The 25464-nt window shown below is 50.0% G+C and carries 24 protein-coding genes and 3 pseudogenes; 10 read left to right on the plus strand and 17 right to left on the minus strand.

All coding sequences use genetic code 11. The features are described 5' to 3' along the window. Nucleotides 1-5: 5 nt before the first annotated feature. Both zirT and zirU read right to left on the minus strand, forming a co-directional pair. Complete coding sequence (gene zirT, locus ACLJRU_RS01535; protein ID WP_023234967.1) at nt 6-1988, minus strand: two-partner secretion translocator ZirT; 1983 nt, start codon at nt 1986-1988, stop codon at nt 6-8. A gap of 74 nt (nt 1989-2062) precedes the next feature. Beyond that, nucleotides 2063-2908 carry a two-partner-like secretion system exoprotein ZirU gene (zirU, locus tag ACLJRU_RS01540; RefSeq protein ID WP_000273695.1) on the minus strand — a complete coding sequence of 282 codons (846 nt, stop codon included), beginning with the start codon at nt 2906-2908 and terminating at the stop codon, nt 2063-2065. A 293-nt stretch (nt 2909-3201) separates the two neighbouring features. Between zirU and ACLJRU_RS01545 the strand changes: the two genes are divergently transcribed. Together ACLJRU_RS01545 and ACLJRU_RS01550 are read left to right on the plus strand one after the other, a co-directional pair. Further along, a complete protein-coding gene (locus ACLJRU_RS01545; RefSeq protein ID WP_012543356.1) occupies nt 3202-4059 on the plus strand; it encodes a GyrI-like domain-containing protein in 858 nt (285 codons plus the stop codon). 392 nt (nt 4060-4451) lie between these two features. Beyond that, on the plus strand, nt 4452-5561 hold the full coding sequence (locus ACLJRU_RS01550) for a hypothetical protein (protein WP_000275501.1): 1110 nt from the start codon (nt 4452-4454) through the stop codon (nt 5559-5561). A 213-nt stretch (nt 5562-5774) separates the two neighbouring features. Here the strand turns inward: ACLJRU_RS01550 and ACLJRU_RS01555 are convergent, their stop codons facing one another. After that, complete coding sequence (locus tag ACLJRU_RS01555; RefSeq protein WP_001168017.1) at nt 5775-6011, minus strand: YgdI/YgdR family lipoprotein; 237 nt, start codon at nt 6009-6011, stop codon at nt 5775-5777. Between the two features lie 128 nt (nt 6012-6139). Then, entirely contained in the window at nt 6140-6730 is a 591-nt protein-coding gene (locus ACLJRU_RS01560; RefSeq protein ID WP_001540137.1) for a TetR/AcrR family transcriptional regulator, read from the minus strand. A gap of 77 nt (nt 6731-6807) precedes the next feature. Here ACLJRU_RS01560 and bdcA point away from each other — a divergent pair, with 77 nt between their 5' ends. Then, nucleotides 6808-7521 carry an SDR family oxidoreductase gene (bdcA, locus tag ACLJRU_RS01565; protein WP_000979087.1) on the plus strand — a complete coding sequence of 238 codons (714 nt, stop codon included), beginning with the start codon at nt 6808-6810 and terminating at the stop codon, nt 7519-7521. A gap of 90 nt (nt 7522-7611) precedes the next feature. Here bdcA and ACLJRU_RS01570 read toward each other — a convergent pair whose 3' ends face one another. From ACLJRU_RS01570 to ACLJRU_RS01580, 3 genes and pseudogenes are all read right to left on the minus strand, one after another. Further along, nucleotides 7612-8481 carry an aldo/keto reductase gene (locus ACLJRU_RS01570; RefSeq protein WP_023234968.1) on the minus strand — a complete coding sequence of 290 codons (870 nt, stop codon included), beginning with the start codon at nt 8479-8481 and terminating at the stop codon, nt 7612-7614. A gap of 276 nt (nt 8482-8757) precedes the next feature. Next, nucleotides 8758-8853, minus strand: a pseudogene (locus ACLJRU_RS01575) (LysR family transcriptional regulator); the annotation flags it as partial. Nucleotides 8854-8855: 2 nt separating this feature from the next. Beyond that, nucleotides 8856-9389, minus strand: a pseudogene (locus ACLJRU_RS01580) (L-Ala-D/L-Glu epimerase); the annotation flags it as partial. 115 nt (nt 9390-9504) lie between these two features. Between ACLJRU_RS01580 and tpx the strand changes: the two are divergent. Beyond that, a complete protein-coding gene (gene tpx / locus ACLJRU_RS01585; protein ID WP_023234971.1) occupies nt 9505-10011 on the plus strand; it encodes a thiol peroxidase in 507 nt (168 codons plus the stop codon). A gap of 88 nt (nt 10012-10099) precedes the next feature. On the opposite strand, the gene tyrR is transcribed toward tpx, so the two are convergent. The 8 genes from tyrR to pspA form a co-directional block, all read right to left on the minus strand. After that, entirely contained in the window at nt 10100-11641 is a 1542-nt protein-coding gene (gene tyrR, locus ACLJRU_RS01590) for a transcriptional regulator TyrR (RefSeq protein WP_001235484.1), read from the minus strand. Between the two features lie 147 nt (nt 11642-11788). Next, entirely contained in the window at nt 11789-12850 is a 1062-nt protein-coding gene (locus tag ACLJRU_RS01595) for a YcjF family protein (protein ID WP_023234972.1), read from the minus strand. After that, on the minus strand, nt 12847-14244 hold the full coding sequence (locus tag ACLJRU_RS01600; RefSeq protein WP_000825860.1) for a YcjX family protein: 1398 nt from the start codon (nt 14242-14244) through the stop codon (nt 12847-12849). The genes ACLJRU_RS01595 and ACLJRU_RS01600 overlap by 4 nt, the downstream gene beginning before the upstream one ends. A gap of 148 nt (nt 14245-14392) precedes the next feature. Continuing rightward, entirely contained in the window at nt 14393-14707 is a 315-nt protein-coding gene (gene pspE / locus ACLJRU_RS01605; protein ID WP_000913428.1) for a thiosulfate sulfurtransferase PspE, read from the minus strand. A gap of 75 nt (nt 14708-14782) precedes the next feature. Beyond that, nucleotides 14783-15001, minus strand: coding sequence for a phage shock protein PspD (pspD, locus tag ACLJRU_RS01610; protein ID WP_001097607.1), 219 nt, complete (start codon nt 14999-15001; stop codon nt 14783-14785). Nucleotides 15002-15023: 22 nt separating this feature from the next. Continuing rightward, a complete protein-coding gene (gene pspC / locus ACLJRU_RS01615) occupies nt 15024-15383 on the minus strand; it encodes an envelope stress response membrane protein PspC (protein WP_000508938.1) in 360 nt (119 codons plus the stop codon). Then, nucleotides 15383-15607 carry an envelope stress response membrane protein PspB gene (gene pspB, locus ACLJRU_RS01620; RefSeq protein WP_001274953.1) on the minus strand — a complete coding sequence of 75 codons (225 nt, stop codon included), beginning with the start codon at nt 15605-15607 and terminating at the stop codon, nt 15383-15385. The genes pspC and pspB overlap by 1 nt, the downstream gene beginning before the upstream one ends. A gap of 59 nt (nt 15608-15666) precedes the next feature. Further along, entirely contained in the window at nt 15667-16335 is a 669-nt protein-coding gene (gene pspA, locus ACLJRU_RS01625; protein WP_000511006.1) for a phage shock protein PspA, read from the minus strand. 170 nt (nt 16336-16505) lie between these two features. Here pspA and pspF point away from each other — a divergent pair, with 170 nt between their 5' ends. From pspF to sapF, 6 genes are all read left to right on the plus strand, one after another. Further along, nucleotides 16506-17486 carry a phage shock protein operon transcriptional activator gene (gene pspF / locus ACLJRU_RS01630; RefSeq protein ID WP_011264299.1) on the plus strand — a complete coding sequence of 327 codons (981 nt, stop codon included), beginning with the start codon at nt 16506-16508 and terminating at the stop codon, nt 17484-17486. Between the two features lie 111 nt (nt 17487-17597). Further along, the gene (sapA, locus tag ACLJRU_RS01635) at nt 17598-19247 is read left to right on the plus strand and encodes a peptide ABC transporter substrate-binding protein SapA (protein ID WP_001241620.1); all 1650 of its coding nucleotides are present in this window, start codon (nt 17598-17600) and stop codon (nt 19245-19247) included. Continuing rightward, a complete protein-coding gene (gene sapB / locus ACLJRU_RS01640; RefSeq protein ID WP_000583298.1) occupies nt 19244-20209 on the plus strand; it encodes a peptide ABC transporter permease SapB in 966 nt (321 codons plus the stop codon). The genes sapA and sapB overlap by 4 nt, the downstream gene beginning before the upstream one ends. Beyond that, nucleotides 20196-21086, plus strand: a complete 891-nt coding sequence (gene sapC / locus ACLJRU_RS01645; protein ID WP_001146150.1) for a peptide ABC transporter permease SapC — start codon at nt 20196-20198, stop codon at nt 21084-21086. Before sapB ends, sapC begins: the two co-directional genes overlap by 14 nt. Then, nucleotides 21086-22078, plus strand: coding sequence for a peptide ABC transporter ATP-binding protein SapD (gene sapD / locus ACLJRU_RS01650; protein ID WP_001540146.1), 993 nt, complete (start codon nt 21086-21088; stop codon nt 22076-22078). The genes sapC and sapD overlap by 1 nt, the downstream gene beginning before the upstream one ends. 1 nt (nt 22079) lies before the next feature. Continuing rightward, the gene (gene sapF / locus ACLJRU_RS01655) at nt 22080-22886 is read left to right on the plus strand and encodes a peptide ABC transporter ATP-binding protein SapF (RefSeq protein ID WP_000230462.1); all 807 of its coding nucleotides are present in this window, start codon (nt 22080-22082) and stop codon (nt 22884-22886) included. Nucleotides 22887-22958: 72 nt separating this feature from the next. Here the strand turns inward: sapF and ACLJRU_RS01660 are convergent, their stop codons facing one another. After that, nucleotides 22959-23609, minus strand: a complete 651-nt coding sequence (locus tag ACLJRU_RS01660; RefSeq protein WP_023234974.1) for an EAL domain-containing protein — start codon at nt 23607-23609, stop codon at nt 22959-22961. 466 nt (nt 23610-24075) lie between these two features. Then, nucleotides 24076-25449 (minus strand): annotated as a pseudogene (gene steC, locus ACLJRU_RS01665) (SPI-2 type III secretion system effector kinase SteC). Between the last annotated feature and the right edge of the window lie 15 nt (nt 25450-25464).

The following is a 25464-nucleotide window of genomic DNA, read 5'->3' on the forward strand; positions in this document are numbered from 1 at the left end:
AAACATTAATTCGCATCAGATGCTGCGGTAGAACTCTTGGCATTTTCTTTATCAGAAATAATTCTGACGCGGATATATTTATTCTGTAGCGATTCCCCGTTAAGGCTATAAGGGATAAGCCAGGTGGCCTTTGTCGCCCCCGGTACGGATTGCCAGGATTTCATTTCATCGGAGATTTCCCACTGATAATTAAACGCATCAGTACAGTCCGTGTTATTTACACAAAGCGTTCTGGCTCGCATTTCCGTTCCGACGACTGGCGCAGTAACGCTTCCGTTGGCTTCTTCAGTACCCGGCGTAAAAAGCACCTCCACAGAAGTGACCTTCTGCGCAATACTGTCTGGCTGCGCTTGCAGCAGTACGGTCCCCTTCACCGGATGTTTATCGTCTGGTCCGCTTGCTTCAATATGTAATTTGAGCGAGCGGGCATCATCGCCGATATGGGTCACCAGAACCCGTTCAACCCAATGGCCGTCACGCTCTGTACCACCGAGCGCTTTAAATGCCAGACCCGGCATATCTGATTGATACTTAATATGACGTGGTTTGAGCGACGCCCACTCCTCTTCAGAACGCTCGCGCACGTAGTGCCACTCAATAACCTTCCCCTCTTCTACGGCAGGAAGCGGCGTACTGATAACAAAGTTGCCGTCCTCAACCTGAACATCGCCATTGATAACATTTATCCAGGAACGGAAACTGGTCTCATCCTGTGTCACCCTTACCGGGATACGCTCGGAGGTCACGCGAGTCCCCCGGCTGTCAGTCACCGTTAAATAAAGGCTATACTCCTGACCGTCGGTCGCCGTCAGCGGAAGTTGTGGAAGGATAAGGCCGCTGCCCAGACTCCCCTGAAGCTGGAGTCCGGCGAGAAGCTCCGCATCACCCGACCACTCAACCTTCTCAACCGGGTAACGGCTATCTACCGTCGCCATTAATGTCACCAGCGTCCCGGACAGGCCTGACACCGGCATTGCCGTAATGCGGATTTTGCTGGCCTGCTCCCGATACGCCATGACGATATCGTAATTACGATCAACAAAGGCACGCCGGTTAGTCGTATTCGACGGCGCCCCAACGTTGCGGTAATCAAGCTGTTCATGTAACGGCGTACCGAAGGAATAATTGACTCTCAGACCGCCCTCTGCCTGCGAGCCGCCGTTACCGGCGTCCCGATATCCTGCTCTGACCTCAAGTAAGGGGACGGGATTCCAGACCAGAGCCGCACCTGCGGCGCGGGGATTCCGGCTTAATGTACCGTTACCCAATAGATCAACTTTATCCCCGTAATACTGTTCATATGTCAGCTCGCCACTGAACCAGGGAAAATCGGGAAGCGTGCCTTTTGTTCGCAGATCAAAGCCATATGCCGGACGCTCATCATGTAATTCATGAACTGCTGACGTTTTCCAGCCGGTGAGAGGGAAATAATAGTTGCCGGAAAAGGCCAGACTGTCTTTATAGACTTCCCCGCCAATGCCGCCACGTAAGTGGGAATAACGGATGTCGGCATCCAGAAACGTATTGACGCCGAGCAGCCATCCATTGACCTCCTGGCGATAACCCACACCAACGTTAACATAGGTGCGGCCATCGAAACTGCTGCTGTCGTGGTCGCGAAAGCCAAGCTGGCCAAAGAGTAAAGACGATGTTGTTTCCTCGACAGGAATAAACATATCGAACTCTGATGAGCGATATTTCGCGCCATCTTCAAGATTGACGCCACCACGGAAAATAATCTCCGGAAAAGCGCTCTTCATCCCTTCGTTCACCAGATAATTAGCGGCTTGCCCTGGTAACGCCTTTATTTTTCCTTTGGCATAATCCTCCAGCGTCCCCTCCTGCAGATGCGGAGAAATAGACGATGCCGTCCCCGCAATCCACGACTGAATTTCACTATCGCTATCAGCAATGACCGGCAGTGAAATCTGACTGGTAACAATGGCCCAGGTTATATATTTAGTAATGGGTTTTTTAGAAAAAACCACTGTATTGTCTCCTGCTATATCCCCCTGCCTGGCAGGGGGAGTATTTAAATAAGATGTTTATTTAGCGATAACCATCAGCGACGGATAGCGCGTTTATTCTCCGGCGTGGCTTTCGTCGTTTTAGGCGTGACGTGAACACGGAACAATTTATTCTGCTCAGTTCCCTTAATAATATATTTATGTTTTTCAGCGTTGGTATTATTCAGATCGGTGAACTTATCTGGTGTCCCGGCATCCGCCATCTGCCAGGTAAAGTTATAATTACTGACCTCACACTCAGCTGCCGCTGTGGCGGCACATTCCAGTACCGCTTCAAGGGTGCCGCCCACCACTGGGGTGTTGGCGTCATTGGTACCGTTGAGTTCATCAGTTGGTTTACCACTTTCATTCACCACATTGATAGTGACAGAACGTAGCTTATTAGAAATCGTACCGTCTGCGGCGGAGTCGCCGCCCACCCCAGAAGATGCAGAAGTTAATAAGACAGTGGCAGGTAAGAATGCACTATCCGGCGTCCCCGTTGCCGTCTTAATTCGGTAAACGATTTTAATTTTTTTACCGCCTGCATCAGCAGGAATGGTAAAAGCCGTCCCGGTTGCCGCCGGGGTTCCAGAAGGATCGGCGGCCTCATTATCCACCAGATACCATTTAATATCGTCGGCATTATTCATTTTATCCAGCGATAAGGGATCCCCATCCTCATCCCTAATAAAAACATCCGCTATCTGGAGGGTTGAACCGGTCGTCAGTTCCCCAGACACTTCTATTTTTTTTGCATTAGTAGTTGCCACAGGACGGTGACCAACAGAAGCAGGTGTAGCAGAAGAAGCCATATCATTGGCTCTGGTATTCGCCACCGCCTCTACTGAGACCACGGATGCACAAATTGCTAACGTTAATAAAGATCTTTTGAAGTACAAAACAATTCCCTTTTATTAAATCATTAGAAATAATTACGAGATTTATAATCTCACGGGCTAAAAATTCAGGGTTATTCAATCATTTTAACCGCCTGTGAAATTATGCCCTTCGCCATGCTAATTACTTAGCTTTACTGGCAAAATCCGATCTCCAAGTGTAAAGTTTATTCAGAAACGTCAAGCAATTTAAATCTTTCTTGTTTTGCCAGAAAAGCTAACAACCACCCACCAGTTTAATAACACAGTATGTCAAACACCTTAAATGTTTATATTTTCGGCTTCAATAAAGAGGAATGATGATGAAAAAAGCCATAATAATCTCAGTATTAGAGCAAATAGAAAAAAATCTTGAAGAGAGGATTGATATTGAAAAGCTGGTTGTTATAACAGGTTATTCGCGAAGGAGTTTGCAGGATTTTTTTAAAGAAAAGTGTGGCGTCTCTATCGGAAAATATATCAGACAACGCAAGTTGAGCAGAAGCGCCACTCTGCTAAAGCTGACCTCTCAGTCGGTCACAGATATCGCGTTCAGAATGGGGTTTGATTCAGTGCAGTCCTATAGTCGAGAGTTCAAAAAAACATTTGGCGTCAATCCCAATAACTATCGCAAGGCTGATTTCTGGGATCTCAGAAACCTACGGCCTCCCTACTGGCTTGACTGTGATGAGCATTATCAGTTCGAAATTTGTCAGCTTACGTCAAAAGAAATTTTCGGATTTCAAACATCTCATCAGATCGCAACAAATGACCTTCCTAAAAAAGCGTCGCCTATAAAATGGAAAATCATTCATGAGACGCTCAGAACGTGGGGCGAAAATGTGTATTGTCTCTCGTCTTTTAAGCCGGATAATACCAAAGACCAGGTCATCGCCGTAAGCAGTTTTTTTGGTATGGAACATAATTCCGTCGATGGAGGAAAAATACCCATGTCGAGGGTAATAAAATGTGGTAAATATGCAAAATTCCATTTCGTTGGTCATAAGGAACAATATCAACAATTTTCCAATACAATATATATGTGTATATTGCCAAAACTGAATCTTATCAGGAGAGAAGGAGAAGATATTGAATACTTCCATTTGGCATCCGTCCAAAAGCAACAGAGTAATGAATCCATTGTCGATCTTTATTATTACATCCCTGTACTGTAATGACTTCGTACCATCCACGCATTTCATCTGAAAAGTCTTCTCTTTTCAGAACGGTAATAAAACTCTCAGTATTGATTCTGGTAAAATAAGTGACTATTAAATATAGTTAACGTTTTGAAAGAATTTAAAAAAAATAAATTGCGTGCACGCGGCACCGGGGACAGATTTCTGACAGTACTGTACGGTGTAGTGATCAGGTAATATTGGCTACAGTTTACGGTAAAAGCAAAGTCCATACTTTAACTATTAATGGGAGTATGCTGGCCGGGCGGCTTGCGGGGCCTTCATGCTCCCACATCTATAATGTTGGTATGATTACATTCTCTCTATACTTTCCCGTGCTAACCTTTTATCTCGTTGAGATAACGTTTAATTAAAATGCTCTCTTTTTGATGTACATTATAAGAGGAGACATTATTCATATTTTCGAAATCAGGGCAGACGATATGTATACAACCATCAGAAACACAGCGCTAGCAATGGTAGCTTGTTTTTCGTATATCGCACATGCCAGTACCTACCCTCCTCTTATTATCACCAGGGGAGCCGGAGGAGACGCCTCCGGAGCCACAGTCATTCATGATAATTGGCGGCATGGCACTCCTGACCTAGTCAATCTTACCGATATCCCCATAGATAAAATCAGACCAGAAAAATACCGTTGCGTACTGATTATTGGGCAAGGAGCTATAAAAGAGATGCTTCTTGCGAACAATGCCTCAGCAATACTTTCCGGAAAAACGGTTGGTCTGTATAGTCATCTGATCGATCAGAACACGCTCAGATTACTTCGGCAATTGCAGAACAAAGTGAGATTCAATCTCTTTTTTACCCGCTCGCAGATAACTCTGCTAAAACTAAGGAACATTTCAGAATATAATTTTTTGAGTTCTAAAGTAAATAATGTCTGGGGACAAGACTCACTAGCAATTGAAACAGTGGCACCTGACAGGGGTAATATACCGGAAAAAGCGCTTCCCCTCAAAACAACAGATTATGTGATCTGGCTGGGTGGAAACTATACTACCTCTTCTGGTACGCAGCGTATCTTCACAAACGATCAGATTGTTGTAGCCCTGAAACCACTACATAATGTTATTTCACCAAATGCATCGATTGCTATTATGCTTTCACCACGTTTTTTTGATAATAGCATGAGTAAAGAAGCAAAAGTTAAACGACTGAAAGCAGTGCTTAACACCTTTTCGCGAAACAGGGTCACATTTTATATGAGTAAGGAGATGCTTGCTAATCTGAAAGAATTTGATTTGCCAGTTCAACTATCCCCTTCTTACGCAGAGCTGATGCGAATGCCCTGGGCCAGCGCTACCCGGCATTTTGCCTCTGTGGATCAATATAACCTGTTTGCTGATCTCATACCTAAAGTTACGCCGTTTCTTCTTGAACCGAATGATGCCGATCAAGCTCTCTATGCGACGGATTATCTTAATACCCGGCGTGTAAGTCTGACCCAAAATATTCTTAACCACGGTTGTGACTAAATAAAACGCGCAGAATCCGGGATAGTTAGCAATCCAAAACAGACCGTTAGCCATGAGTACTGTTTATCTTCACTATACAGGGAACAACCAAATAACTGACAACACAAATCAAGCCGAGACCCGGAATTCGGCTATACAGGCGCTCTATTCAATTCAGGCCCAGAAACAGTCCGGTACCCATACTGGACACGGCCTCCCAACTGCTTTAGCGCATTACCAGTCCAGCTTCGATGCGCCTTCTGTCGTCTGCACTATTTCACTGGTTTTAATAACGCGATGATAACCATAAACATCAGCGTATTTCGTCATTCCGGTTGCGGTGTCAACCTCCGGCTTACCCTGCGTTTCAATAATCTCTCCCGTCCGGGTCGTCATGGTATAGGTCGTTGTACATCCGGCTAGCATCAACACTGATAAGCTAAGTACCGTAATAAGACTACATTTTTGCATTTCTCGTTTCCCTGGCACCTCTATTTTTGATGTACTTTACCGAATACCGCGACGGTAAGATGGATGATTAGGGCTATTGCTCCCTGTTTGTCCGTATCTGACTGGCTCAGGTTTTTTGATGCGCTGCGTTAATCCGGCAGTAATCGCTCCAGCACATCCCCAGCCAGAAGCACGCTCTCCTGAAGACGCTCCAGGCCATACCCCGCTCGCGCCTTGGCGGAAAGCCCCGCCATTAGCGTCCCCATAAAGTCCGTCGTCCGGTCAGCCTCTTGCGGATACCGCATGGCGACATAAGTGCGAATCAGGTTTTCAGCAGCGATGTAAAACTCGCAGGCGGCCTCTCGTGCCGGTTTATCGTTACAATGAGCGCCCTCCAGAACCAGACATCCAGTGGCATCAGGATCGGCAGCGTAACGTCTTGCCGCGTCCATCAGCACATCGATAAGGCACTTCGCGGTCGGGCGATCGTGACGCAGAAGCGCCCCGAGCGGAATCGCGTCGGTCATCCTGTAACGCTTTAATACGCGAGTATACAGCCCCAGCTTGCTGCCAAACGCCGCATAGAAACTGGGAGGATTGATCCCGAACGCTTTTGTCAGATCCGCTACGCTCACCGCGTCGTATCCGCGCGAATGAAATAAGTGTTGAGCGGTTTCAATGGCTTGCTCCGGATCGAACTGGCGAGGGCGACCCGGCGTTCGGCTATGTTTTGTAGTCATTACTACATAACTCCTTGACGGCATGATTTCATTACGCATATTGTAGTGACTACTACAATATCATAAAGGACATCCTGATGATGCTATTTCGCAACAAATCTGTACTGGTTTTAGGGGGAAGTCGTGGTATCGGCGCGGCTATTGTACGACGCTTTAGCGCTGACGGCGCATCGGTCGTTTTCAGCTACGCCGGATCGCGTGAAGCCGCCGAAAAACTGGCAGCGGAAACCGGAAGCACCGCCATCCAGACGGATAGCGCCGATCGTGATGCCGTCATCAGCCTCGTGCGTGAGTACGGACAGCTGGATATTCTGGTCGTCAATGCGGGCGTGGCTCTCTTCGGCGATGCGCTGGAACAAGATAGCGATGCGATAGATCGTTTGTTCCGCATTAATATCCATGCGCCTTACCATGCGTCAGTCGAAGCAGCCCGCAACATGCCGGAAGGTGGACGCATTATTATTATCGGTTCCGTGAATGGCGATCGGATGCCCGTACCGGGAATGGCCGCGTACGCCGCCAGTAAATCAGCCCTACAAGGGCTGGCGCGCGGCCTGGCCCGTGATTTTGGCCCCCGCGGGATTACGATAAATGTAGTGCAGCCAGGCCCCATTGATACCGACATCAATCCGGAAAATGGCCCAATGAAAGAGCTGATGCACAGTTTCATGGCGATCAAACGACACGGAAGACCTGAAGAAGTGGCTGGAATGGTGGCATGGCTTGCCGGCCCGGAAGCCTCTTTCGTCACCGGCGCGATGCACACCATCGATGGTGCCTTCGGCGCCTGACGGCTAGGCGAATATCACACGGTTGCCGTCTACGCTCCGGCAACCGTGTTAGAAGCTGTTCATGTGAGAAAACACCCGCAAGCGCCGGGATCAATCGTGGATTTTAACGCCAAGACAACCGCGAACAAATTCAGGATTAAAATGCTTCACCGCTTCGCCAACGTAGCCTAAATCAAGGGCGTTGATTTGAGCCATTTCGTTACCCGTTAGTGAGAAATCCCAGATAGCAAAGTTCTCTTCAATACGTTCCTGTCGAGTGGATTTAGGAATAACCGTGACGCCACGCTGCACGTTCCAACGCAGGACAACCTGCGCGATGGTTTTTTGATGGGCATCGGCAATCCCTTGAAGCATGACATTTTCATACGGTTTATGTCTCCCGCCGCCTAACGGCGCCCACGCTTCAGGCTGAACGTTATAATGCTTCATGGTTTCCAGCGCGGCGGGTTGTGCAAAGTATGGATGCAATTCGACCTGGTTTACCATTGGCGTAATTCTGACGGTTTCACAGAAGTTGGCTAACACATGCGCATAGAAGTTGGACACGCCAATGGCTTTTAGTTTACCGGCTTCATAAGCGTCCTCCAGCGCGCGCCACGTGCTAAAATAATCGCCCATTGCCTGATGCAATAAATAGAGATCAAAATAATCTAACCCGGATTTTTTCAGCGACGCTTCAATACCTGCTTTGGCCAGATCGTAGTTAGCCATATCTTGCACCCACAGTTTAGAAGTAATAAATAACTCCTCACGGGTACACAGACCTGTCGCGATGGCTTCACGAACAGCGTCACCAACGGCATCTTCATTGCCGTATACCGCAGCGGTATCGATAAGACGATAACCGCTGCGAATAGCGCTTAACACTGACTGCTGACATTCTTCTTTGTCGGTTACCTTAAAAACGCCAAAACCCACCATAGGCATTTTAAGGTTGTTACTTAATATTGAATATTCCACGCTAAAGCACCCTTTCGTCGTAAAGACGCCATGATAAGAGCAAAATACAGGTACAATGAGTATTGTTAAATCCGATTATATTTATACAAAAAGTTCATTAATAACAGTTGTACAGATTTTTTATTGCATCCAAACGTTCAGTGCTTGCTATATCCTCGCCGTGTAGCACCTGTTTGATAATGCCTTTTACTTATGCGTCAAAAACCAGTACCGTCATTTTGACCGTCTGTGAAAAAGTTTTCTGAACAGGCAATGCGATATCCGGAATAATATTTTTTAGCGAAGAGGCTCTGGCTGGCTCAGCGCCGTTTTGCACCAGTCATAAAAAGCGCGTACCGCAGGCGGCAGAAACCTGTTTTGCGGATAGACCAGCCATTGGCGTCCACAATGAGCGTCGCCTCCGGCACCGCCGAGCGTATCGCCACCATACGTTCGCTAATCAGACGAGCATCAAGTTTGATTTTCAGCAACGTCGCCCCTTTTTCCCATAGTGCCGCCGCACTGGCAGCCATCTGTTCCGGCGTGCCTATCACTACCGTTTGCGCGGTAGTAAAAACCGGGGCCAGCGTCACGCCGAGCAGCCCGGCAAGGCTTTGCTGCCGCTGGCGGGCTTGCAAATCCCATAAGGCGCTATCCACCGCGTTGCGCGCCGCGCCTGCCGGCAACAGTTTCTGCAATGCTTCGCGAGTCAGCCCGTTTTCCAACTGAGGCACAATACTCATGATTTGCGCCATGACCGAGGCATCACTTTCACCATAACGTGGATATGGCGTACATTCCCCGATGCCTTTTACGCCCTCTTCTTCCAGTTCGACAACGACAACATGCGCTTCGCTTCGGCTACCACGCGCAATAACAAAAGGCGTATGTAACGGCCAGGTTTCCTCATATACCTTAACAGATCTCATCTCTTCCCCTCTGATAGCGCCGGACGCGGCTTGCTACAAATAGTATTTGCTGTGTTAATGAATAATGACTTAAACTGGATTTCGACGTTAACTATAAGTAAATAGGAACATAATTATGTCACAGACTGTACATTTCCAGGGTAACCCGGTCACCGTTGCCAACGTTATTCCGCAGGCTGGTAGCAAAGCACAGGCTTTTACTCTTGTCGCAAAAGATTTGTCTGACGTTTCCCTCAGCCAATATGCAGGCAAACGCAAAGTGCTGAATATTTTCCCAAGCATTGATACTGGCGTATGCGCCGCATCAGTTCGTAAGTTTAATCAACTGGCCACAGAAGTGGAGAATACCGTCGTATTGTGCGTTTCTGCTGACCTGCCTTTTGCACAGTCGCGTTTTTGCGGCGCGGAAGGCTTGAGCAACGTTATTACGCTTTCCACTCTGCGTAATAACGAGTTTCTAAAAAACTACGGCGTCGAAATCGTTGACGGCCCGCTGAAAGATTTGGCGGCGCGCGCAGTCATCGTGCTTGACGAAAACGACAACGTTATTTTCAGCCAGTTGGTGGATGAAATCACCCACGAGCCGGATTACGACGCCGCGCTTAATGTCCTGAAGGCATAAGCCAGCGCCTGCTGGCGCTACGTTTGTCAGTGCTACAGGCGGTGCTCTTTTGTCACAAGAAGGCCTCTATCCGGAGGCCTTCTTTTTTCTACTCTTCACCCTTCTTCTGGCTCAGACCATATTCACGCAGCTTATTGGCAATCGCGGTATGCGATACCCCCAACCGTTTCGCCAGTTTACGCGTACTCGGATAGCTACGATAAAGCTGGGTCAGGACAGAACGTTCAAAACGACTGGTAATGTCATCCAGCGAGCCTTCCATCGCATCCTCGCCGACTGCCACCGTCGCGGCATCGTAGTCAGGCAGCAGGATATCCTGCGGACGCAGCTCATACCCTTCCAGTTGCGTCAGCGCCCGGTAAATCGCATTTTTAAGCTGGCGAACGTTACCCGGCCAGCCGTAACGAGTGAGGACCGTACTCAGATCGGCAGACAGTTTCGGTCGCGGAACGCCCTGTTCGTCGGCAAAACGCGCCACGAACAGTTCGGTCAACGGCATAATATCCTGCGGACAATCGCGCAACGGCGGCAAATTAAGCGTCAGAACGTTAAGTCGATAATAGAGATCTTCGCGGAACAGTCCTTTTTGCACCAGCTCCACCAGATTTTTCTGCGTGGCGCAGATAACGCGGACATCAACATGAATTTCGTGATCTTCGCCGACGCGACGGAACGTACCATCATTGAGAAAACGTAGCAGCTTCGCCTGCATACGCGGCGACATTTCGCCAATTTCATCCAGCAGCACCGAACCGCCATTCGCCTGTTCAAAAAAGCCTTTTTTACCTTCCGGCGCATGGCCAAATAGTTCGCTTTCTACCGCATCTTCCGGGATTGAAGCGCAGTTGAGCGCCAGATACGGTTTCGCTGAACGAGGGCTTGCCTGGTGACAGGCATAGGCGAAAAGATCTTTGCCGGTTCCCGTATCGCCGGTAATCAGCAGCGGCGCGCTGAGCATCGCCAGTTTGCGCGCCTGCTCAACGACGTGCTTCATCTTTGCGCTCACGGCAATAATCTGACTAAACGCGCTCAGATCCTGCGTGGACAAATTCTGTAGCTGCTGCCCCATACGAATCGTGGAACGCAACATCACGACCGCCCCGGTCAACACGTATTCGTCATTTTCGTTTTGTAAATGTACCGGCGTAATCTCCATCAGGAAGTTTTGCCCGTTGATCACGACATGTTCGTTATGGGAGCTTTGCGGGTTACCGTCCAGCCAGCGCTGAAAATTGAAGCCGTTGATTAATTGTGCGGCGGTATGGTGCCGCATTCGCTCCTGGTTCTGGGCAAAAAGCTGACAACTCGCCGGGTTCGCCATCTCCACTTTACTCTTCATATCCAATGAGAGCACCGGCTCCGGCAACGCCTCAAGCAGCGCGCTCAGGGCCAGATGTTCACGTTCGGACGGCATCCAGGGAACGGTACGGACATCCGTTACGCCGGAAATACGGCGGATTTCGGCCATCAGGCTGCTGAAGTCGGTGAATTCCAGCTCAGCAAAATTAAGATAAATTCGCCCAATGGGATCAATCTCGATTCCGCGTAAATCAATGCTACGTAACACCAGTAAATCAAGTAATTCGCGGGTCAGACCAAGTCGGTCTTCACAAAAGACTTCCAGACGCATGGGAACCTTCACCTGAATAATGAACCATTAAATAGATGATAAGCCACTATTCGGCTGGCAGGAAGGATTCTGTCAACAAATATTGACAGCATGACGGAAAAACGGGCGCTGCGGCGTAAAGCCAGGCAATCAGCGCCCTGTGGAAGGTCATTTCTCAGGCGACGACTTACTCTTTTGCAGCGTCTCTTTTAGCTGACCGATAAGCTGACGACGAAAATCACCGAGACGTGGTTTATCGTTATCGATCCACGGCAATGGTCGACATAGCTCCATCGCTTTTATTCCCAGTCGAGCGGTAAGGAGACCTGCGCCAATCCCCTGCGCCGCGCGCGTAGACAGGCGTGCGGCCAGATCCTGAGACATCCAGTCCATACCGACCTCACGCACCAGCTCACTGGCCCCCTCGAACGCGATATTTAGCAACACCAGACGGAACAGACGAAGGCGGCTGTAATAACCAAGTTCAATGCCATACAGCGTTGCGATGCGGTTAATCAGGCGTAAATTACGCCAGGCAATAAACGCCATATCCACCAACGCTAACGGGCTGACGGCGATCATCAGAGTCGATTCCGCGGCGAAACGGCTAATCTCACGTCGCGCCTGCGCGTCAAGTACCGGCTGTACCAGATGCGCATACAAACCGACGACTTCCCTGTCGTTTTGCGTTTCGTGAATAGCGGCATACCAACGTTGTAATGCCGGATGTGATTGATCAATCCCCGCCTGCTGCGCCAGTTTTTCGCAAAATGCGCGACCTTTCCCGACGCTATGGCTATGTAACAGTTCACGCGCCTCATCGCGCTCATGCGCCCGCTGGCGCAAGCGCCATAATCGCCGCCACTCCGTGACCACCGATCCCACGCCAGCGCCAATGATCAGCGCGCCTGCGGCACAGCCGCCTAAAGCGACCCAGTCCTGAGTTTGCCAGGCATTCATTGTCCACTGTAGGCCTTGCCCGACCACGCTCGCGCCAAACAGCGCCAGCCCTCCCATCACCATTTTACGCCACAGACTGCGTTTGGGGCGCAGCGCGGCATCGACCGCCGCTTCTGCCACGCCTTCGTCTTCCGGGCGCTCATCGATAGCTGCAGGCGCAAATGTACGCGACTCCGCTTCGCTGAAAGTTTGCTGCGCTTTGAAGGCCGACGTAGGTTCCTCCTTTAGCGGTTCTGCAAAATCAATACGCGGTTTTAACGGTTCGCTCATCGCAGCTTATCTCCTATTAAAAACTCCAGCGCAGCGTCCAGACGAATATGTGGTAACGGTTTATCAACATCCATCACCTGCGGACGAAAGGCTTCGAACTGAAAACCCTGACTATCCCAAAACGCTTGTCCCGGCAAACGCGAAGGCACTTCGCCGGGGTACACGGTTAACGGCGCGCCGTCACTCAAACGGTTTCCACGTAAAGCCGGGATTTTTTCACCGTTGACCTCAATCACGCCGCTGGTGGTCGCCTGTACCGACGCCAGCCCCAGGCAATCCATACTAATGCCTTCAAACGCGGCATTTTGCCAGGCATCCTGAATAAGCTGCTGGAGCAAGGCCACCATATTGGCATGTTGGTCGAGGGTGACATGGTCGGCTTTCGTCGCGGCAAACAGCAATTTATCAATCACCGGCGAAAACAAGCGGCGAAACAGAGTCCGCTGGCCATAGTGAAAACTTTGCATCAACTGCGTTAAGGCGAGACGCATATCATTAAACGCCTGCGGCCCGCTATTAAGCGGTTGCAGACAGTCGACCAGTACAATCTGGCGATCAAAGCGTAGAAAATGATTTTTATAGAACCCTTTGACCACTTTTTCGCAATAGTAGTTAAAGCGTTCGCGCAGCATTCCAGCGTTGGTCTGTTTATCCGCCTGCGCCAGTTTTGACTCGCCGAAGGCGTCCACATCCGGCCACGGGAAAAACTGCAACGCTGGCGCACCCGCCATATCGCCCGGCAAAACAAACCGTCCAGGTTGAATAAAATGCAATCCCTGCGATTTACACTGATGCAAATAATCCGTCCAGGCGGCGGCAATCTCCGCCAGCCGGTTTTCATCGGCGGGTGCCAGCGGATCGAGCCCGTCGCAAAGTTGCCGCCATTTTGCGGCCCACTCAGCACGTTGTCCTTGTAACAAGCCGTTCATCTGACGGGACCAGCTTAAATAATCCTGAGCCAGCATGGGCAGATCGAGTAACCATTCCCCTGGATAGTCCACAATCTCCAGATACAATGTCGAGGTATCTTTAAAATGGCGCAGCAGCGAGTCGTTTGAGCGATAGCGCAACGCCAGCCGAATCTCACTGACGCCGCGCGTCGGTGTGGGCCAGGCGGGAGGATTGCCATAAAGCTGAAGTATCCCCTCGTCGTAGGTAAAACGGGGAATACCAAAATCACGTTGAGGCACGCGCTTTACGCCAAGCAGGCGTTCTTCGCGTACCGCGCTGAGCAACGGTAAGCGCGCGCCCGCGTGGACATTAAGCAACTGGTTAACCATCGCCGTGATAAACGCTGTTTTACCGCTGCGGCTCAACCCGGTTACGGCAAGACGCAAATGCCTGTCTACCCCACGATTGACCAGCGCGTTGAGTTCAGTTTTAAGTCGCTTCATTGACATCCTGTTGAGCCTGAAGAGAAGAAAAAATAATAACGAGCCTGCGTTATAGATATGTGCAAAAACGTTATTATCAACTACCCGGAGAGATCAACAACGGCGCATTAAGCGCCGCGGTTAGTATGAGTATTGAGCAATAAATTATCTATTTTTTTACTTTCGGCATATCAAGACGACTGATGCCGCCCATATTCATCGCGTGCGTATACCCCATATCAAGCAACATTTGTTTTGCCATGCCCGACTGTCGTCCGGAGTTGCAATATAACTTTACCGTATCGTTCCTGTCTGGAACTACCGTTTCGATATGAGATTTAATCTCCTTCAATGGGATATTAATCGCGCCCTGAATATGCTCACGCTGATATTGTTCCGGAATGCGGACATCTATCCAGTATTCTGCGGCATAAAGCGGCATGGCTATGAATAACGCTAACGCAAATATTCCTTTTTTCAACATACTTCCGTCCTGACACGTAATGTATTTCGCACACACTATACGCCAGAGCTTAACGAAATATTATGACCAGACTCGCTATTTGTAACGCTGCGAAATTTTATTCGCCGCCTTACGAAGTACTGGCTCCAGCGCAAACGCCAGCAACATTTTTAGCGGACGACGGGCGACGGATTTTACCGCCCATCCCGCCACGCCGGCAGGCCCGTAGCGTAACGCGGTCAACAGAACCAGCTTACCTGCTATTTTGAAGCCGGGCTTCACCTTCTGCCCGGCGCGTTGCCAGCGAGTATTCATCTTCACCTTCCCGATATATCACTTACAGTTGACGGAAACGACTACGCAATGTGAACGTATCTGACGTGACGTAGCGTTCCATTTCTCGCAAACGCTTTTCGCCTGCGGCAAGCTCTCTGTCTACGGTATCCAGCAGTTCGCCGCTGGTCGGCTGCGGTTTGCCTGCGGCCAGATTATCCGGCATAGGGTCCAGTACAAAAGACAGAACGATATAGGCCACTACGGTAAAAAACGCCAGCCCAAAGAAAATCGACAGCACGACCAGAATACGCACCAGTTTTACCGGTACATCAAGGTAGTCGGCGATCCCGGCACAAACGCCACGCACCATGCCCTTTTGCGGCATACGCCATAGTTTTTTATTCAGATTGATTCCACCCATTAGCGCTCTCTCCAGTTCGGATGCTCTGCATCAAGAATGTCTTCCAGCGCCTGAATGCGCTCGCGCATACGTTGCGCGTCGTCTGTGAGTTGCAGTAAGCGTTGCTGCTCGCTTTGCGACAGTTCTCCCCGACCGGCGCGGTTGCTGTAATGCAGCCACAGCCAAATCGGTAACACAAACAACACAAAAATGGTTAACGGGATGGCCAGAAATAGCGCGCTCATGCGTTCTCCTTACACCTAAAGCTGATGAGCGACGGCGCGTACCGGCGCCGCCATTGTCATTATTGATTATCTTGCTTCATTTTGGCTTTCAACTGCGCCAGCTGCTCGCTGATTTCATCATCGGCTTTCAGGTTGGCAAACTGTTGGTCCAGCGATTGCTGCTTACCAAAACGATGGCTTTCCGCTTCCGCTTCCATTTGATCGATACGACGTTCAAAGGATTCAAACCGCGCCATGGCTTCATCCAGTTTGCCGCTGTCAAGCTGACGACGGACATCGCGGGAAGAACTTGCCGCCTGATGGCGCAGCATCAGCGCCTGCTGGCGAGCGCGTGTTTCGCTGAGTTTGTTTTCCAGCTCGCCAATCTCTTTCTTCATGCGCGCCAGCGTGTCATCCACCAGCGTGACTTCCTGTTCAAGCGTAGCAATTAAATCGGTCAGCTTTTGTTTTTCAATCAATGCGGCGCGCGCCAGATCGTCTTTATCTTTGCGCAGAGCCAGTTCCGCTTTTTCCTGCCACTCGGTCTGCTGAGTCGTGGCCTGTTCAATACGACGGGATAACTGTTTCTTTTCCGCTAAAGCACGCGCGGAGTTCGAGCGAACCTCCACCAGCGTATCTTCCATCTCCTGAATCATCAGGCGCACCAGCTTCTGCGGATCTTCCGCTTTTTCCAACAACGCATTGATATTGGCGTTCACGATGTCGGCAAAACGAGAAAAAATACCCATAATTCAATCCTCACATAATGTTCTGATAACGGGCGATGCCCTGCTACATGAATAATACAATTTGCGTGCCAACTTTTCATCACACTGATAATAAAGAAATTATTTCGTTTTACCTCGCCAGAAAAAAAGGCTAAAGTGGTGAAAAACACTAACAAGTGGCGATTTTCATCATGACTGAATTTAAAGATAACCTGCTCGGCGAGGCAAACCGTTTTCTTGAAGTACTGGAACAAGTCTCCCGGCTCGCGCCGCTGGATAAGCCAGTGCTGATTATTGGCGAACGCGGGACGGGTAAAGAACTTATCGCCAATCGCCTGCACTATCTCTCTTCACGCTGGCAGGGGCCGCTTATCTCGCTTAACTGCGCGGCGCTTAACGAAAACCTGCTGGACTCCGAATTGTTTGGTCATGAAGCGGGCGCTTTTACCGGGGCGCAAAAACGTCATCCCGGTCGCTTTGAACGCGCCGATGGCGGCACGCTGTTTTTGGATGAACTGGCGACAGCGCCGATGCTGGTACAGGAAAAGCTACTGCGGGTGATTGAATATGGCGAGCTAGAGCGCGTCGGCGGCAGCCAACCGTTACAGGTTAATGTGCGATTAGTATGCGCCACAAATGCCGATTTACCCGCCATGGTGAAGGAAGGGACATTTCGTGCCGATCTGCTCGACAGGCTGGCTTTTGACGTTGTACAACTGCCGCCGCTGCGCGAACGCCAGAGCGATATTATGCTGATGGCGGAGCACTTTGCTATTCAGATGTGTCGTGAGCTACGTCTGCCCTTATTTCCCGGTTTTACCGATCGGGCAAAAGAAACGTTGTTGCATTACGCCTGGCCGGGTAATGTCCGCGAGCTAAAAAACGTAGTCGAACGTTCAGTGTATCGCCACGGCAGCAGTGAACATCCTTTGGATGAAATTGTTATCGATCCTTTTCAACGCCATCCCGCCGAACCGCCCGCGCCCGCCCTGCCAGCGGCATCCGCCACGCCTGACCTGCCGCTCAAATTACGTGAGTTTCAACTGCAACAGGAAAAAGCGCTGCTGCAACGTAGCTTACAGCAGGCGAAATTTAACCAGAAACGAGCCGCCGATTTGCTGGCGCTCACCTACCACCAGTTTCGCGCCTTGCTTAAAAAGCATCAGCTTTAGCTATTTCTCCGGCTAATTGACGACATTTACGCCAGTTATCCACCGACATTTTTACGTGGCGGGCCGAAGTGCGATACACTTTGCAAATTGAACTTCAAAAACTTAACTATTATGCGCCTGGTTTTATCGTCTCTGATCGTGATAGCGGGTCTACTGAGTAGTCAGGCTACGGCTGCGGCTGCGCCCGAACAAACTGCGAGTGCAGATATTCGCGATAGCGGCTTTGTGTATTGTGTCAGCGGGCAGGTCAACACCTTTAATCCGCAAAAAGCGAGCAGCGGCCTCATCGTCGATACCCTGGCCGCCCAGTTATATGACCGCCTGTTGGATGTCGATCCCTATACTTATCGTTTAGTCCCAGAGCTGGCAGAAAGCTGGGAAGTGCTGGATAACGGGGCAACGTACCGTTTTCACCTGCGCCGCGACGTTTCCTTTCAAAAAACAGCCTGGTTTACGCCGACCCGAAAACTCAATGCTGATGATGTCGTCTTTACCTTTCAGCGGATTTTCGATCGTCGGCATCCGTGGCATAACATCAACGGCAGTAGCTTCCCCTACTTTGATAGCCTACAGTTCGCCGACAATGTAAAAAGCGTGCGTAAGCTGGACAATAACACCGTTGAGTTTCGCCTGACGCAGCCAGACGCCTCCTTTTTATGGCATCTGGCCACACACTACGCTTCCGTCATGTCCGCTGAGTACGCCGCGCAGCTTAGCCGAAAAGATCGTCAGGAACTGCTAGACCGCCAACCGGTCGGCACCGGGCCTTTCCAGCTTTCGGAGTACCGTGCCGGGCAGTTTATTCGTCTCCAGCGCCACGATGGGTTTTGGCGCGGCAAACCGCTGATGCCGCAAGTGGTGGTGGATTTAGGCTCCGGCGGTACCGGGCGTTTATCGAAATTACTGACCGGTGAATGCGATGTTCTGGCCTGGCCCGCCGCCAGCCAGCTAACTATTTTACGCGACGATCCGCGTTTACGTCTGACGTTGCGCCCGGGGATGAATATCGCCTATCTGGCCTTTAACACCGATAAGCCGCCGTTGAATAATCCCGCAGTGCGCCATGCGCTGGCCTTATCGATCAACAACCAGCGTCTGATGCAGTCGATTTATTACGGCACGGCGGAAACCGCAGCCTCCATTTTACCGAGAGCCTCATGGGCTTACGATAACGATGCCAAAATTACGGAGTACAATCCGGAAAAATCGCGCGAACAGCTAAAAGCGCTGGGCATTGAGAATCTTACGCTGCATCTCTGGGTGCCGACCAGTTCTCAGGCCTGGAACCCAAGTCCGCTAAAAACGGCGGAGCTTATTCAGGCGGATATGGCGCAGGTTGGCGTAAAAGTGGTCATTGTGCCGGTTGAAGGTCGTTTTCAGGAGGCGCGCCTGATGGATATGAATCACGATCTGACCTTATCCGGCTGGGCCACGGACAGCAACGATCCGGATAGCTTTTTCAGACCACTGTTAAGCTGTGCGGCTATCAATTCGCAAACCAATTTCGCCCACTGGTGTAACCCTGAATTTGACAGTGTGCTGCGTAAGGCACTGTCGTCGCAGCAGTTGGCTTCGCGCATAGAAGCGTATGAGGAAGCGCAGAATATCCTGGAGAAAGAGCTGCCGATACTGCCGCTGGCATCATCACTACGCCTGCAGGCATACCGCTACGATATTAAAGGGCTGGTGTTAAGCCCGTTCGGCAATGCGTCTTTTGCCGGCGTCTCCCGCGAAAAACACGAAGAGGTGAAAAAACCATGATTATCTTCACCCTGCGTCGGTTATTGCTGTTGCTGGTGACGCTCTTCTTTCTGACCTTTATCGGCTTTAGCCTGAGCTATTTTACGCCGCACGCGCCGCTACAAGGCGCATCATTATGGAATGCCTGGGTTTTCTGGTTCAACGGTCTGCTGCACTGGGACTTTGGCGTGTCCAGCATTAACGGCCAGCTGATCTCCGAGCAGCTTAAAGAGGTGTTTCCCGCCACGATGGAGCTGTGCATTCTCGCCTTTGGTTTTGCGCTGATGGTCGGCATCCCGGTCGGGATGCTGGCTGGCGTGACGCGTAGCAAATGGCCGGATCGTTTTATCAGCGCACTGGCGCTATTAGGTTTCTCAATTCCGGTTTTCTGGCTGGCCCTTCTGCTCACACTATTCTTTTCGCTCACGCTGGGGTGGCTGCCGGTATCCGGGCGATTTGACCTGCTTTATGAAGTTAAACCGGTTACCGGTTTCGCCATCATTGACGCCTGGATTTCAGATTCGCCGTGGCGTGATGAAATGGTGATGAGCGCCATACGGCATATGGTTTTACCGGTGCTCACGCTTTCCGTCGCGCCGACCACAGAAGTGATCCGCCTGATGCGAATCAGCACTATTGAGGTCTACGATCAGAACTACGTTAAAGCGGCGGCCACGCGCGGCTTGTCGCGCTTTACGATTTTACGTCGTCACGTGTTGCATAATGCGCTGCCGCCGGTCATTCCCCGTCTTGGTCTGCAGTTTTCAACCATGTTAACGCTGGCGATGATTACCGAAATGGTTTTCAGCTGGCCTGGGCTGGGACGATGGTTAATTCACGCCATTCGTCAGCAGGACTATGCCGCTATTTCCGCTGGCGTGATGGTCATTGGGTCGCTGGTTATTGTGGTCAATGTGATTTCCGATATTTTGGGTGCTATGGCTAACCCTCTGAAACATAAGGAATGGTATGCCTTACGATAGCGTATACAGCGAAAAGCGCCCGCCAGGCACCCTGCGCACTGCCTGGCGTAAATTTTATAGCGACGCGCCTGCGATGGTGGGTCTGTATGGATGCGCCGGTCTGGCGTTGCTGTGTATTTTTGGCGGCTGGATCGCGCCCTATGGTATCGATCAGCAATTTCTGGGCTATCAGCTACTGCCACCCTCCTGGTCACGCTATGGCGAAGTCTCCTTTTTTCTGGGGACTGACGATCTGGGGCGCGATGTGCTGAGCCGCCTGTTAAGCGGCGCGGCGCCCACGGTCGGCGGCGCGTTTATCGTAACGCTGGCGGCTACGCTATGTGGATTAGTCCTCGGCGTAGTGGCAGGCGCGACGCACGGTTTACGCTCTGCCGTGCTGAACCATATTCTGGACACGCTGCTTTCCATCCCTTCGCTCTTGCTGGCGATTATCGTCGTGGCATTTGCCGGCCCACATCTGTCACACGCGATGTTTGCCGTCTGGCTGGCCCTGTTGCCGCGAATGGTACGTTCCGTCTACAGCATGGTGCATGATGAACTGGAAAAAGAGTACGTCATTGCCGCCCGTCTGGATGGCGCGACAACGCTGAATATTCTGTGGTTCGCCATTTTACCGAATATTACCGCCGGTCTGGTCACCGAAATTACCCGGGCGCTGTCGATGGCGATTCTGGACATCGCCGCGCTGGGATTTTTAGATCTCGGCGCGCAGCTTCCCTCTCCTGAATGGGGCGCCATGTTGGGGGATGCGCTGGAGCTAATCTATGTCGCGCCGTGGACCGTTATGCTACCCGGCGCGGCGATAACGCTCAGTGTTTTACTGGTAAACCTGCTCGGAGATGGGATTCGTCGTGCGATTATTGCGGGGGTGGAATAATGCCGTTACTGGATATCCGCAATCTCACCATTGAATTTAAAACCAGCGAAGGTTGGGTAAAAGCGGTCGATCGCGTCAGTATGACATTAAGCGAAGGTGAAATTCGCGGCCTGGTAGGTGAATCGGGTTCCGGAAAGAGCTTGATTGCTAAAGCTATTTGCGGCGTCGCGAAAGACAACTGGCGAGTCACTGCCGACCGTATGCGTTTTGATGATATCGATCTGCTGCGCCTCTCCTCACGTGAACGGCGTAAGCTGGTCGGACATAATGTGTCGATGATCTTCCAGGAGCCGCAGTCGTGCCTTGATCCTTCCGAACGCGTCGGCCGCCAGTTAATGCAAAATATTCCCGCCTGGACCTATAAAGGCCGCTGGTGGCAGCGTTTAGGCTGGCGTAAACGGCGTGCAATTGAATTACTGCACCGGGTGGGAATTAAAGATCATAAAGACGCGATGCGCAGTTTTCCCTATGAACTGACCGATGGCGAGTGTCAGAAAGTTATGATCGCTATCGCGCTGGCGAATCAACCGCGACTCCTGATCGCTGATGAACCCACCAACTCAATGGAGCCGACGACGCAGGCGCAAATTTTTCGCCTGTTGACGCGACTGAATCAAAACAGTAATACCACCATTCTGTTGATTAGCCACGACCTGCAAATGCTGAGTCAGTGGGCTGACAAAATCAACGTTTTATACTGCGGCCAGACGGTAGAAACCGCGCCAAGTAAAGATCTGGTGACGACGCCACATCATCCTTATACGCAGGCGCTTATCCGTGCGATTCCGGATTTTGGCAGCGCGACGCCGCATAAAAGCCGTCTCAATACGCTGCCGGGCGCGATCCCGCTACTGGAGCAGTTACCGATAGGTTGTCGTCTGGGGCCGCGCTGCCCTTACGCGCAACGAGAATGCATTATCACGCCACGCTTAACCGGCGCGAAAAATCATCTCTATGCCTGTCATTTTCCGCTGAATATGGAGAGAGAGTGATATGGTGGAAACTCTGCTTGAAGTGCGCAACCTGAGTAAAACCTTTCGCTACCGGACAGGATGGTTTCGTCGCCAGACCGTCGACGCCGTGAAACCATTAAGCTTTACGCTTCGTGAGCGTCAGACCCTGGCCATTATCGGCGAAAACGGTTCCGGCAAATCCACGCTGGCGAAGATGCTGGCCGGCATGATTGAACCCACCAGCGGCGAGCTTCTTATTGACGATCATCCCCTGCATTACGGCGACTATTCGTTTCGAAGCCAACGTATTCGAATGATTTTTCAGGACCCTTCAACGTCACTGAATCCACGTCAACGTATTTCACAGATTCTTGACTTCCCCCTGCGCCTTAATACCGATCTGGAGCCGGAACAGCGGCGCAAACAGATTGTCGAGACGATGCGTATGGTGGGGCTATTGCCCGATCACGTGAGCTACTACCCGCATATGCTGGCGCCGGGGCAGAAACAGCGTCTGGGCCTGGCCCGCGCGCTGATTTTACGCCCTAAAGTCATTATCGCGGACGAAGCGCTGGCTTCGCTTGATATGTCCATGCGCTCGCAGCTCATCAATCTGATGCTTGAATTGCAGGAAAAGCAAGGCATCTCCTATATCTATGTCACGCAGCATATCGGCATGATGAAACATATTAGCGATCAGGTATTAGTGATGCATCAGGGGGAAGTGGTTGAACGCGGCAGCACCGCCGATGTGCTCGCCTCTCCGCTACATGAGCTTACCCGCCGTTTAATCGCAGGCCATTTTGGCGAGGCGCTGACCGCTGACGCATGGCGAAAGGATCGCTAAGCGACACAAATACCCTCAGTTCAATTCTCTGAGGGTGTTCATGCGACTGCCCAACAGCAATGTTTCAACCTCTTATAACGCAACGGAAGGAAATAACGAGCCCTGGGTTGCCCAAATGCCTGCCGTTTTTAACACCGGCAAATAGCGTGTGTTTTCCTGGCCCCCCACCACGATCTTGTCACAATAACGCCGGATATGTTTGACAAGCAGCGGAAACGTCATTTTTTCAATTTGTGAGACAAAAAAGCTGCGATCAAGTTTTACGCCGCTAAAACACCCGCAAACTAATGGCGCAGCAGTTGCATTCCCTACGCCCAGGTCGCCCAGCCATAATGGATTAGGTTGCTTATGAAGCGCGTGTATTAAAGGATCAATTAAGGCGTTATCTTGACATGAAAAATGTTCAGCGACCTGCAGCTCCACAAATAGCATGGCGTGTAGTAATGCGCGAATATCTTTATCCTGAAGGACAAGCTGCGCCATACCCCGATCAATATTTACGATACAGAATAGGCCGTGGCGTAGAAACCAGCCATGTTTGGCCGCGATTGTCCGCAACAGATCAAGCAGAAAACGGCGCTTCTGCGAATTGTCCCATGACGAGATAACAAACTCAGGGTGTAGCGGACGAGCGGGCGACGATGCAAAATGGGTAGTGATTTCGACACCCAGTAAATCCCCCTCCATTGCCCTTATCGGCTCTGCCATAAAAAAATAGCGCATGTGACCACTCCACTTGATCTTAACTCCCTGATAATGCGCTTTTAACGCAAATCAATCAATAAAAACGATCAATATATAAAAAATGATCGAAAAAAAACAATATATGTTAACTTCATGATAACTTGCTAATTTTATGTTTTGAGAATGTTCTTCTATTGCTATAAGGAAATTTACATACTACGCCGAACAACGCTAATACGACGGCATGAGACCATCCGTAAAGCCAGGTTTTTCTTGTCAGGCAGAGGGGAAAAATCAAGGCGAGTTAATGTTGTTACACCATTGCGAGGCATTTCACCCACTATGGCAGCGCGGCATCGCCAACCCTAATGGCGAGTTGCATCTCCGCTGCAGGCTGTCCAGATCCCCTGAACGACCTTTAAACGAATAGCAACTCTCAATAATTGATCGGTAAATCTGTAGCGAATGAGCCCCGGCGATTCGCAGAAAAGAACGGAACTAAATGCTATTTTTTTAATTCATTCTTTAATACTTTAGCCACAAGAGTCCCCTCCTCAGGCGCGGCTAGTTTAAAACGTCTTCCTGGCGCAGGTGTCTGTTCTTCCTCTCCGATTAACGCATCAAGATCCGTAATAAGTGACTTATAATATTCAACATCTTCAGTATTTCCTTCGGTCTCGGCCCGCTTTAATTTTATCATGTGATGGGCCTTAATTTGCTCTTCCAGTTGCCTTGTTGCAAGAGAAACGCTTCGCTGTTGCCGTGATTCTTGTGACAACACGATTTGATCGCCATCCACAAAGAAAAGAACCCCCTCTTTAACCAGAATATTACCTAAGATATTTATATCATGCATATAAACCCCCCGGGATTTAAGAAGCGCCTCCGCCATTCGATAGTTATCTTCATCTTCAACATCGAACTCCTGACCTTGAATATATTTTGAAACTAAAACCGTAACGTCTTTACCATTAATATTCATGATGGCCGAACGAGAAAAATTCTTGTCGCCATTGGCCATATTCAAATACTTACTGACACGCTCAGGATGACAATTACGATGTTCCTGAGAGTTAACATCCACTTTTATTCCCCGCTCATTAACTGGAATCTTAACAACAAAGTCATCATGTAACCGATAGACTGTCCCATAACTTCCGCTACCTATTTTATTTTTTTCAATATCACGCATGCGAATATTTTTCTGAAACTCCGGCGAGTTAATAAACGCCTCTATTGCCGCTGGTTGTGATGCATCCGTCTGATCAATAGCGCCGCTCTCATCACCAGACGCCGTGGCGGGCGTGGTCAGGAAGTCTATCAAACGTTGCTCAAAAGCCTCATAGATTCCATTACTACCTGCCTCGCTCGGCGGTAGATTATCATTACCCAAAGCGGCAAGCGTAATTTCCCCGTTATTATAATTAAACATCGTTTCTTTTAAAAAATCGACGCAACGTTCAGAACACTCCGTCTCGGTCACTAATACTCCATCGTAAAACATCTGTAGTAGTAACATATTTTCTTGATGTGCTAATACCTCTACAGTGTATTTATCTATTGTTTCAGGTCTGGAGGCATCAATAAGTTTAATATATCCAAGAAGGGGGCGCCATCGTGTACAGTCTTCATCTCGCTTCGAAAATGGTCCTGGAGAGAAAGGCCCTTTAATATCGGGATGCTCTTTTTTTTGGCACAGTAGATTATAGATTTCTCTATAATCAGAAATTAAACTTCGCCTGGTAAATATATTCCTGAAAAAATCTATAAATTTCTCACACGTTGAAAAAACATGCTCTCTTTTATTATCGATGATATCTCTTAAATACCTTTCTTATATCTGGCAACTATGATTTCCGATCTGAAATGTAAACGGCATATGTCTCATCCTCTG

It is taken from the genome of Salmonella sp. SAL00653 (assembly GCF_046552515.1).
Taxonomy (GTDB): domain Bacteria; phylum Pseudomonadota; class Gammaproteobacteria; order Enterobacterales; family Enterobacteriaceae; genus Salmonella; species Salmonella enterica.

What these genes read in the sequence shown, in the direction of transcription:
- ACLJRU_RS01545 (WP_012543356.1), top strand. Translation starts at nt 3,202, where the DNA reads ATGATGATGAAAAAAGCCATAATAATCTCAGTATTAGAGCAAATAGAA.
- ACLJRU_RS01550 (WP_000275501.1), top strand. Translation starts at nt 4,452, where the DNA reads ATGTACATTATAAGAGGAGACATTATTCATATTTTCGAAATCAGGGCA.
- ACLJRU_RS01555 (WP_001168017.1), bottom strand. Translation starts at nt 6,011, where the DNA reads ATGCAAAAATGTAGTCTTATTACGGTACTTAGCTTATCAGTGTTGATG.
- ACLJRU_RS01560 (WP_001540137.1), bottom strand. Translation starts at nt 6,730, where the DNA reads ATGACTACAAAACATAGCCGAACGCCGGGTCGCCCTCGCCAGTTCGAT.
- bdcA (WP_000979087.1), top strand. Translation starts at nt 6,808, where the DNA reads ATGATGCTATTTCGCAACAAATCTGTACTGGTTTTAGGGGGAAGTCGT.
- tpx (WP_023234971.1), top strand. Translation starts at nt 9,505, where the DNA reads ATGTCACAGACTGTACATTTCCAGGGTAACCCGGTCACCGTTGCCAAC.
- tyrR (WP_001235484.1), bottom strand. Translation starts at nt 11,641, where the DNA reads ATGCGTCTGGAAGTCTTTTGTGAAGACCGACTTGGTCTGACCCGCGAA.
- ACLJRU_RS01595 (WP_023234972.1), bottom strand. Translation starts at nt 12,850, where the DNA reads ATGAGCGAACCGTTAAAACCGCGTATTGATTTTGCAGAACCGCTAAAG.
- ACLJRU_RS01600 (WP_000825860.1), bottom strand. Translation starts at nt 14,244, where the DNA reads ATGAAGCGACTTAAAACTGAACTCAACGCGCTGGTCAATCGTGGGGTA.
- pspE (WP_000913428.1), bottom strand. Translation starts at nt 14,707, where the DNA reads ATGTTGAAAAAAGGAATATTTGCGTTAGCGTTATTCATAGCCATGCCG.
- pspD (WP_001097607.1), bottom strand. Translation starts at nt 15,001, where the DNA reads ATGAATACTCGCTGGCAACGCGCCGGGCAGAAGGTGAAGCCCGGCTTC.
- pspC (WP_000508938.1), bottom strand. Translation starts at nt 15,383, where the DNA reads ATGGGTGGAATCAATCTGAATAAAAAACTATGGCGTATGCCGCAAAAG.
- pspB (WP_001274953.1), bottom strand. Translation starts at nt 15,607, where the DNA reads ATGAGCGCGCTATTTCTGGCCATCCCGTTAACCATTTTTGTGTTGTTT.
- pspA (WP_000511006.1), bottom strand. Translation starts at nt 16,335, where the DNA reads ATGGGTATTTTTTCTCGTTTTGCCGACATCGTGAACGCCAATATCAAT.
- pspF (WP_011264299.1), top strand. Translation starts at nt 16,506, where the DNA reads ATGACTGAATTTAAAGATAACCTGCTCGGCGAGGCAAACCGTTTTCTT.
- sapA (WP_001241620.1), top strand. Translation starts at nt 17,598, where the DNA reads ATGCGCCTGGTTTTATCGTCTCTGATCGTGATAGCGGGTCTACTGAGT.
- sapB (WP_000583298.1), top strand. Translation starts at nt 19,244, where the DNA reads ATGATTATCTTCACCCTGCGTCGGTTATTGCTGTTGCTGGTGACGCTC.
- sapC (WP_001146150.1), top strand. Translation starts at nt 20,196, where the DNA reads ATGCCTTACGATAGCGTATACAGCGAAAAGCGCCCGCCAGGCACCCTG.
- sapD (WP_001540146.1), top strand. Translation starts at nt 21,086, where the DNA reads ATGCCGTTACTGGATATCCGCAATCTCACCATTGAATTTAAAACCAGC.
- sapF (WP_000230462.1), top strand. Translation starts at nt 22,080, where the DNA reads ATGGTGGAAACTCTGCTTGAAGTGCGCAACCTGAGTAAAACCTTTCGC.
- ACLJRU_RS01660 (WP_023234974.1), bottom strand. Translation starts at nt 23,609, where the DNA reads ATGCGCTATTTTTTTATGGCAGAGCCGATAAGGGCAATGGAGGGGGAT.